The sequence below is a fragment of the Ruminococcus sp. genome (assembly GCF_024691275.1).
GTDB lineage: Bacteria > Bacillota > Clostridia > Oscillospirales > Ruminococcaceae > Ruminococcus.
The window spans coordinates 31,064-41,729 of sequence record NZ_JAILNU010000069.1 but is presented as its reverse complement, the minus strand read 5'-3'; the positions used below and the strand labels follow the sequence as shown (position 1 = coordinate 41,729).

Here is a 10,666-nt window from a genome sequence, read left to right as displayed (position 1 = left end):
GATGTTTACCTTTGCAAGTGTGGTCGTTGTTGTTGTAGTGCTTGTTGTTGTCGTCGTGGTCTTGCTTGTGGTTGTCGTTGTTGACGTTGATGTTGTTGTGGTAGTTGTAGTTGTGGTGGTTGTAGTTGTAGTAGTGGTTGTTGTTGTAGTTGTAGTAGATGTTGTAGATGTAGTAGTTGTTGTTGTGCTTGTTGTAGTTGTAGTAGTTGTGGTTGTAGTTGTTGTAGTAGTCGTGGTCGATGTTGTTGTGGTTGTTGTTGATTCAGCATCACATACACGAATCTTACCATTAGCCTTATCAACTACATAATAACCCTTATCAGATGAAGAATCTACATCTTCCTTGAGATCTTCACCGTTTGCATCAACGATCTTGCTGTTGCTGATCGTAAAGTTGAGCTCGGAAGTGATAATATCATATACCTTTCCGCCGGTCTCAAATTTCTTGCCTGTCTCTCTGAGTGTATATTCACCATTTTTGAGAGCCTTTACTATCTTAGCAGTCTCGCCTGATGTCCACTGGATACCAATAACGTTTCCTTCACCGTCTGTTACCTCGGAGAAGTCACTGTCAGCCTTATTTGCTTCAAAAATTGATGTCCAGTCAATGCCTGCATTTGTTATTGCAAGCAGAGCACCGCTTATTTCATTTTCACCTGTAATATCATTCTTACTGATAGTGAATTCGTTCGGCGCATCTTCGATGATGATACGTGTTCCGTCTTCAGACACAGAGGTCTTACCGGTTGTAACAGCCCCTACAGTCTTGACCTTTCCGTTTTCAAGTACAAATGTGAACTTGGAAACTACATCGTATCCGTCAGGTGAAACCTTTTCGATAAGCGAATATTTACCATTCTTCAGATATTCAAAGTTTGCTGAATTTCCGTCGAACTCTGTTTCGCTTACGCTGCCGAGAGCCTCGCCGCCGTTGATCTTTACGCCTTCGAGAGTAGCGCCTTCATCTTCACATACAAGGGTAAACTTAGCTTTTCCTGCTTCCTCAGGGAGTTCCTCTCCGCCGAGTGCCTTCTTGTCAATAGTTATAGTTGACTTTGTATCGAATACTTCAAGAACTGTTCCGTCATCTGAAACCTTTGCGTCGCCGTCTGTTTTTACTGTAACGTTCTTCACGATACCGTTCTCGATATCAAATGTGAACTTTGTTACTGTTGTAAATCCGTCAGGTGCTGCTGTTTCTTCGAGACTGTACTTACCGTCCTTCAAGCCCTCGAACTTGGTGCCGTTTCCTTCAAACTCTACAGACTTTACATCGCCGAGTGCTTCACCGTCGTTAATTTTAACGCCTTCAAGTGTCTTGCCCTCGTCCTCTGCTGTGAGTACGAACTTTGCACCGCCTGCCTCAGCTGGGATCTCTTCTCCGCCGAGTGCCTTCTTATTAACATAGAGTATCGGAGCATCCTCAACTGTGAGCGTCTTACCATCTGCTGAAACTGATGTCTTACCATTTGTAACATTCTGAACGTTCTTTACAAGACCGTCCTCAACTTCAAACTCAAACTCAGTCACTACAGAATAGCCCAAAGGAGCTGTATCCTCCACCAGTGAGTACTTACCATTCTTCAGACCTGTGATCTTTGCGCTGTTGCCATCGAACTTGACTGATGTCTCGCCGTCTTCGACCTTGATAGCATCTTCGCCCTCACCAATAACTACACCTGAGAGATCAAGTCCCTCAGTCTTTGCGTTGAGTGTGAACTCAGCCTTGCCTGCTTCCTCGGGGATAGGCTTAGCGCCGAGTGCCTTTTTGTCGATAGTGATGATAGGAGCGTCCTCGATAACGAGTGTCTTTCCATCATCTTCTGTGTAAGTCTTGCCGTTTGTAACAGCGTCAACTCTTGTAACAGCACTATTCTCGATAGTAAATGTGAATTCGCTTACCACATCGTATCCGATAGGAGCTGTATCCTCGATAAGTTTGTATTCACCATTTTTCAGTCCGATCAATGTTGCCGTATTGCCGTCAAATGTTACGCTGTCTGTATTTTCCTCTACAACCTTGCCGTTTATGACAATGCCATTGAGATCAGCTCCCTCGTCGAGTGCAACGAGAGTGAACTTAGCTTTACCCGCTTCCTCCGGGATCTCCTTTGCACCGAGAGCCTTCTTGTCGATAACGACTGTGCCCTTCTTTACATTAAGGAGATGAGTGTAAGGTCTTGTGCCGATCATTTTGTCGCCGTTCATCAGGACAATAACACCGTCCTTGATTATCACGGTTCTCGGCTCAGCCTTTTCGTAGATGCTTGGTGCCTTTACTTCTTCAAAGAGGTACTCACCGTCCATGAGGCCCTTGAGTGTCTTAGGATTCTCGTCGTTGGAGTTCCATGTTACGGACTCGCCAACTTTAAGTGTATCTGCACCTTCGATAACAGTTGCCGTCTTGTCAGAAGCCTTCTTGAATGTCAGCTTCATCTCAGCTCCTTCAGTTGTGTCTTTAGGAGTTGTATCTTCTTCAGCATCAAAGAACTTGTAGAAGTCCAGCTCAGAAACATCGTCCTTAATGACGATCTCATTGCCGTTCTTCACTACAGCGCCTGTTGTGTCAGCACTGGTTAATGTTACCTTGCCGTTCTCAACTACAAATACAAATTCGGATTCGACCTTTGTATAGCCGTTAGGAGAAGCGGTCTCCCTGAGAATGTATTCACCGTCAGCAAGGCTTGAGATATCAGCAATGCCGCCTGTAAAGGTAATGTATCTCTTATCTGATGAAAGAATAGCTGTGTTGTCTTTGAGATCCTTCTTATCGTCGGAGCTCTTTGGCTTTACTGCAACGTCGATCTGTGTGATCTCAGCGCTGCCTTTGTCGCAGCGGATAGTATATTCGGTACCGTCATCAAGAGTGATAACGTAGATACCCTCAAACATACCGCTTACAACAAGCTTGTCAGCAGCAGTACCATTATAAGTGTAAACGTTCTGCTCAACAAAATTGTTTACACTCTTGCCGTTTACTGTAATGTTGTTCATTGTTCTGCCGCGTAATGTAAACGACTGTTCACCGTTAAGTGTTATCTCTACTGCCTTATCGTTGTTGTCCTCCATATCAAAGCCTTCATCTACGAAAGCCTTGATCCTGCTCTTTGCCTTGTCCTTTTCAGCAACGACAGAAACATTGTCGAGTTTCTTTCCGTCCGCTCTTGAAAGCTCAAACTCAGCGCCCTCAACGATATTTCCGCCTATATCAGCCTTGCTGATCTTTACCTTCTGAACGTCATCATAAAGTGTTACTACATTGTCTGTAGTACCTTCATCTCCGCCGGATTCAAGGAAGAGTTTTCCGTTCTCGCCATAGCCGACTGTGAATGTCTTAGGCTCTGCAGGAAGCATTCCGAATGGTGTCGAAACTTCTTCGAGAGTATATATACCCCAGGGAAGTCCTGCGAATACTACTGTGCCGCCTGTGGTATAGAACTCAAATGCAGCTTTTTTATTATCGGAAATATTTTCAATATTGTTGATATTAAGTTTGTATGGTGCAAGAGAAGCTTTCATCTTGCCCGGCTGAATGCCGCTTCCGTTCTCTTTGTAGTACAATTCGTTCTTTGCACGTACAAGAGACATATCAACAGGCATTCCGTCGCTTATACCTGTAAGTCTGAGCTTAGCACCAACAACAGGTACCTCAACTGAATCTGCTATCTTAGTAGCCTTGCGTATAGATACTGCAAAGAGCTCATCAATAGCTGTTACAACAGCACCTTCCGATTCCGACTTATCAGCAGTAACAACATAATTCGGATTATCCGAAGTGATCTTACCGTCCTTGATAATGAGCTCTGTAGTGCTTATGGGCTGATGTCCCTCAGGTGAGTATACCTCAACGAGTTCATACTTACCGTTCGGAAGTCCTGAGAGTACGAGATCTTCATCAATTGTTTTCCAGCTGATCTCTTTCTTACTTATATCAGGACAGCCTTTGTTATAATCTCTGTCATCGAGATTTGATGTAACGCCTGAAAGGTCTGCGCCTTCTGTCTCGGGTTCAACGAGTTTGAGTTCAAGATTTGCACCGATCGCTCTTTCATCAGCGCTCTCAGTATCATAATACTCGCCGGTTGTTCCCTCGATCATTGCTGTAGTGTCATTGATCTTTCTGAATGTAACATCGTTCTTTACTTCAACGACTTCGTTCTTGAAGCTGAGAACATTTGCGCCGCTTGAGCTGTCAAGTGTGATAGCCTTGTAATCTTCGGGATCTGTCTCGCCCTCGATCTCAAGCTTTACGCTGTCAACGGTCATCTCTCCGTCATACTTTGCAAAGAGAAGATTATTGATATTGACAGGCTTTGTAAAAGTTACTGTCATTATCTTAGTAGTGCTGTCATAGATAGCGCTGCATATTTCATCAATGTAAGCGCCGCCGCTTACAGCACCGCCGACCGCGGCTGCATCGTTCACTTTGTACTCAAAGTTTGTGGGAGCGCCTGACATTGACAATATTATCTTTGTGACCTTCTCGTAGCCGACAGTACCGTCGAATGCGCCATAAGAAGTAAGATAATTTCCGTTTTCGTCCTCGATGGTGAATCTCTGATTGCTGCCGTCAAGGTCAATAGCATTTGCTTCTTTAAAAGCAGGTCTGCCCAGTGAAGGAACAAGCTCGTCGCTTACAGTGAAGTACTGCTTAACGGCTTCCATGTCCTTGCTGCAATTTGCTGGTGCAGATTTTTCTACTATATAATAAGTACCGGGAGCAAAAGATTTGCTCAGTGCAACCGAACCTGTCTTGTCAGGTTTGATGTTGTCAATGTAAGGAGTTGTATCTCCGTCCTTGAATATCTGGAGTACAGCACCGTTTATAAAGTTGCTGTTCTGATCTACCTTTGCAACACGGAGCTTGCACTCGTTCTTTCTGTTTACGATGTTGAATGTTCTTCCTGCAACACTGTCAACATCTATCTTTGTCCATGAGCCTGTATCTTCCTTCTCGTTTCCGAGACGATAGCCGCCCATTGCAGAGATTATCTCAAACGGGATATCTTTAATAGCTTCGCCATGACCTACTGTCTGCTCATAGAATACAGTCTTTCCGAGAGAGAAGCCCTTGATGATAACGATATCGCTTGCGGAGATATCATAATCGGAAGGAGCTTTTGTCTCGATGATCCTGTAGACCTTTATGCTGTCTGAGGAAGTTATTGCATTTGGAAGAGCTGCGTCGATATCGTTTGCACTGAAACTTGTCTTAACTGTTTCAGCAGCACTCCACTTCCATGAAGGGATACTGTCAGCAGTTTCGCCGTCCTTCGGCATAGAGCCTTTAAGATCAAGCTTGCCGCCGTTGTATGTGTAGCTTTCCTCTACAAGTCCAACAGAAGCGCCTCTGAGAGGATTGCCCTCAGCGTCTACCTTGCTGACTGTGAAAGCCTTTTCGTCGATGAACTCGAACTCAGCTTTAAGACTTCTGCTGATATCGAGTACAGTGCTTGCTGCTTCGCCTTTGTACTTGACGATGTAGTTTGCGAGAGTTGACTTTACTGCGCTGACAATGCTTGTATCAGCAGGCTCGTCAACGTATTCTACGGAAGAAACCTTTCTTGTAAAGTTATCGTTCAACTTTACTTCGATGTTCTTTCCTTCGTATACGAAAGTGCCGTCGGCATTTCTTTGAAGCGGAGGATTGAAAATTGACCATGCGCCGTAATAAAGATTTGAACCGACGAACGAGAACTGACTCGGATCGAGCTTTTCGCCGAGCTTTGTAACGCTCTTTATCGTACCGTCGCTCTCATCAATGACGATGTCATATCTGCTGCCGTCGATAGTATAATAACCGCCGACAGGTCTTACAGGCTTTCCGTTATACATTATAGTATATACTTTTTCGCCTGAATCAATTTTGATGAATTCAAAATCATTTGCAAAAGACTCATCAGAAACAGCCGAACCGTTCTTGTAAGCCTTTATAACATTTCCTTCGAGGTCAACATCGAAAGTAAACTGATCGCTGCCTACACTATAAGTGTTATCAGCTACAGCAAGTGAAGATATCTTCTTGCTTTCAACTACCTCTGAGAAAGAGCTGTCCTTATACAGATTTACGACTGCATTCTCACAGTATTCAATATTCTTGCTGTTGTCAACAGGGTCTGTATAAGTCTTTTTCCCGCCCTCTTTGATCTCGATAAAATACTCTTTATCAGAGAGTGCATATCCATTAGGAGTTGTTATCTCTTTTAATATGTATTTTCCGGATCTGATATTCATTGTATCAGCACCGAGACCGCTTGACTTCACCTCGAATTCGGGAGTTGTACCAACAACGCCGTCAGTCACGGGATAAAGTCCGAATCTTGCACCTGCGAGGAATGCGCCCTCGTCATCGTGCTTGATAAGGTCGAGTACATAGTCCGTATCTGCTTTAAGGAGCGATCTGAACGCATAGAAATGTGCCTCAGCCTTGCCGCCGTCAGCACTTTTTGCGATAACGTTGCCCTCTGCGTTATGACCTATCTGCTTGTAAGATGCCTTTGGAGCAACAACGTGTCCTGCAAGATAATTGCAGATAACGCTCTCTGCATCAGGGCAGTTCCAGAGAAGGTCGATACCGCCGCTGACATTCTGCTGAACGTCGTCGATCATTTTATCGGTGCCTTCACGGGGAATGTGCTGAAGAGCAGTCGTGCTGAAGTCACCGCCATTGAATCTCATGAGCTTTACAGGTATCTCAGGAGATGAAGGATCACCCTCGTCCTCCTTAGGCATACCGCCGCCGAATCCGAGCTTTACATCGGAGACTTCCGAAAAAGTCACGGTAATTCCGCTTGTAGCCAGATCGAGGTAATCGGGCTTGCCGTCAGGAAGCGTCTTTCCGACAAAATTGATACAGGTTATCTTGTCGTAAATATTCTTCGGAATGATGATATTGGTGTTCAGCGATGGATCAAGCAGATTGATATTCAGTGTAGGTCCCCATTTGTTTGAATTATCAAGGTCAGACTCCTGCACCGTCCAAGCGCCTGTGATATTTTTTTGTGAAACCGACCAGTCACCGATCTTGCTGAAAGCATCATCAAAGTCGATATAATCGCCCTGGATCTTCACCCACGGATCGGAAGGATCGAGTCCATCCGCAGCGCTGTTGTAGTAAATATCTCCGTCGTCCTTGATCTTTTCATACAGCTCGCTGCCTTCATAATATTGAGCGTAGCCGTAGCTTGTGGTATTCATCAGTTCCTTGAAGTAGCTGTGAGTAACCGCACCCTGACCGAATCCTGCACCCGGCAAAGATGCTTTTCCGCCGATTGCAAGAGCGCCGACTGTATGGTTCGCAACAGTAAAATCATCTTTTATGAAGTACTGAAAATCCGACAGTATATTCTCGACAGTGTAAGCTTTGCCGTATTTCGGACTTGGCAGCTCATCTGCGGCAGCCGCTTCGAGACTATTGCCGAGTTGAAGCCCGTTCGGAAGTGCGCACGTAACAGTCAGCAGTCCTGAGGTAACGCTGCTTAGCAAGCGTTTCCCCAAAGATTTTTTCATGGTCATCCGTCCTTTCTATAATATATATTTTTACAATTCCCATAATGCCTAATCTTCTGCCTGTACGCAGCATGATATAATTACAGAATTTTGCACCTTAATTATAACATGCCTATATACAAATTGCAATATTTTATTGTTACATAAATAACGAAATATTTCGTTCATATTTGTGCAGTTTGTAGTTGATTCAACAGCAATATACACTGCTGGTAGCAAGTTAGACAAAACTTTCGCATATAGGGTCAACTGATAAAACTAAATAAGTTGACTCTATTAACACTTCACGAATTTACTGCATTGAAGTTATACTACCAGTATATTTAACTGTGCGTACAAAATGATATAAAAAGTATATTTTGTAAATTGTGTACTATTTAATAACTCGCTGTTAATATTTTTCTGTAAATTGAGCACTTTACAAATTTTACAAAAAGTGATATTATAATTATATTGTATTATATCCTTTTTAGGAGTAGTAACAAGGAGGAATAAAATGAAAGCGAAATTCAACGTTCGTTCTATCGTACTGCTCGGTCTTCTGACCGCAGTAGTGGCACTTTTTTCACTCACTCCCATCGGCTCTTTCCCGATAGGTCCGCTTTCCATAACCCTGAATATCATTCCGATAGCCATAGCCGCCATAGCGCTCGGACCATTAGGCGGACTTATCCTCGGACTTGTATTCGGTCTCTTCAGTTTCATGCAGTGCTTCGGCATCGGAGTGCTCAGCGGCATGGGAGCTGCCACCCTTGAGATCAGCCCTTCGCTCACTTTCATTCAGCGTGTCGTTCCAAGAGCGCTCGACGGACTGCTGGTAGGACTTATCTTCTCGGGATTGTCAAGGATAGGCTCCAAAAAGGTCGTATCTATCGCAACAAGCATAGTTTCGGGCATAGTGCTCATCGGACTTTTCCTTTCGGCAATGCTTCTTATCTGCTATGATAAAGAAGGCAAATACAGTATGTCGGCAGGAATGTATAAATTCATAACATCGGGTCTCCCCATTACTCTGACCCTTCTGGGTGTTTTCGCAGCAGGCTTCGTTCTGATGTACATCTTCGTAACGAAGAAAGACTTCTCGCCTACACAGCTCTCATGCGGCGTAGCAGGCTTCTTTGCAGCGATACTCAACACCATATTCTTCATGGGAGCACTTGTGATCCTCTTCAACCACACTTCATTCGGTCTCGACAGCAAATATACCTTCAGGATCGACAGCGGCATCATCGCTAATATATCCGAGGACAAGACCCATGAGGTAACTGTAACAAGCGATCACAAGGGCGTTATAATCGACAACGCGCTCATCTTTACAGTAGATGATACAGCGGAAGCTCCTTCCGCAATGGCAACTGCCGACACTGTAAAGTACAAGCTTTCAGCAGCAGGCAAAACAAAGCTGAACGGCGCAACATTGAACGGCGAAGCTATCAAAGGCGGAAGCTGCAAATTTGAAACAGCAAATGCTGACATAAGAGGGCTAAGCGACGGAAAATACACAGTCAAGATCTACAAAAAATTCAATTATATCAATAAACTCAGGAACGGAAAGAGCATCCTTTTGTTCATAATTACCGCAGTAGGAATCAATGCACTTTTTGAAATGGTGATCTCAACTTTTTTCTCAGCTGCCATCGGCACCGCTTTGTTCAAGTCAAAACTTATAAAACAATCCGAGAAAAAAGATTCATGATCTCAAAAAGCCTTTTCCCCACGGAGAAGGCTTTGTCACTTGTTTTAAAAATAGCACTTTTGCGCTAATTTTTTATTAAGACAGCAATCGCTTCAACTTGCGAAAGCGACCGCAAAAAATGGTCAATCTTATGCTCTGTTAACATATTACCATAGTAAAGCACATGGGTGCAAAATATTACTATATTCACGTTGTGTGTCACTCATTCTTCTACATTTTTTATCAATGCATTTGTTTATATCTATGTAATACAGAAAATGATATTTTATCTATCACACAGCTCGGACATATCATTTTTAGGGTCAAGAAAACGCAGATATATCATTATTTGACTGCATCGATGAAATACCTTAAAACTTCTAATGTACACTGTTAAATTTATTACGACCTGTATAATTGGACTAATTTATAAAAAATCATATGCCGAATGTGAAAAAAATATCATTTTGCTCAAATTTACTTTAAATGGCAGTTTTCCTATTGACACTGTGCAAAATAGGTGCTAAGATATAGTGTATAATATATAAGGAGCACAATAAATGTATAACAGAGCATTCCTGTTCAACGGCATCGGCTCAAAGCCCGAAAAACTTCTCGTGAATCTGCCGCCTGAACTGAAGGAAAAATACGATGATTACCTCGACGCTGCATTCGGCAGATTAAAACTCAACAAGGATTTCGATAAAAATACAGGCTATGATAAAAAAGTTGCTGAATGGCTTATATCCCTCATCTGCGACAGAGTCATTTTTGAACATTACATCGACAAAGGCATCATTCCCGATATAGGCGCGGGATATAGCTCAGGCATCGTTAGTATAAGCGGTTGCTTCGGTTCGGTGCCTCATGAATTCGCTCATGATATCATCATGATGAACCGCGCAACTATGCGCTGCCTCGACGAACACGGAGAAAAGCTTGATATGGGCGTTGTTATCGGCTTTTCATACGATGACATCAGCGAGCTCTTCGCAGGTCGGTTCTCCCCCGATGAACTCATCATCGGAAGCGGAAATTCAAAGTTTCATGTAATGATAAGCGGCAAGGCTGACGCAGTTCAGAAAGCTCTTGACTTTGCCCTGAGCGAAGGCGCTATCAAAGCATTCGGCTTCGGCACAGGTGTGGCTTATCACCATCCACTAATGAAAAAATATTCACAGGAATACGTTGATTTTTGTGCCTCAACAAGGTACAGTGCTCCCGTATATCCTATCCTGTCTATCTTCGACAGGGAAATAATGACAACGGGTGAGCAGGTGCTCAGAGAGAATCAGCTCAATGTGTACACACCTATACGCTGGGATCTTGCGATCAAAAAGCTTGAAGAGCTTGGTGTGACTGAGTTCTTCGACGTAAGTGCAAACGGAGCTGTCAGCAAGTTCTCGCGCGTCAGCAGAAAATGTAAAATTTACACTCTCGAAGATGTGTGAATTTTCATATAAACAAAGACCCGATCAAGGG

3 protein-coding genes are annotated in these 10,666 nt (G+C 43.6%); 2 read left to right on the top strand and 1 reads right to left on the bottom strand.

Annotated elements, in window-relative coordinates; genetic code table 11:
* The coding region (locus K6G33_RS08375; RefSeq protein WP_296778269.1) for a SpaA isopeptide-forming pilin-related protein at positions 1 to 7,509 on the bottom strand (7,509 nt) is incomplete at its 3' end.
* Positions 7,510 to 8,005: 496 nt separating this feature from the next.
* Between K6G33_RS08375 and K6G33_RS08370 the strand changes: the two genes are divergently transcribed.
* Entirely contained in the window at positions 8,006 to 9,205 is a 1,200-nt protein-coding gene (locus K6G33_RS08370) for an ECF transporter S component (protein WP_296778266.1), read from the top strand.
* Between the two features lie 539 nt (positions 9,206 to 9,744).
* On the top strand, positions 9,745 to 10,635 hold the full coding sequence (locus tag K6G33_RS08365) for an ACP S-malonyltransferase (RefSeq protein ID WP_296778263.1): 891 nt from the start codon (positions 9,745 to 9,747) through the stop codon (positions 10,633 to 10,635).
* Positions 10,636 to 10,666: the final 31 nt, after the last annotated feature.

Excerpts from the sequence above, each read along its gene's own strand:
- K6G33_RS08370 (WP_296778266.1), top strand. The coding sequence starts at position 8,006 with ATGAAAGCGAAATTCAACGTTCGTTCTATCGTACTGCTCGGTCTTCTG.
- K6G33_RS08365 (WP_296778263.1), top strand. The coding sequence starts at position 9,745 with ATGTATAACAGAGCATTCCTGTTCAACGGCATCGGCTCAAAGCCCGAA.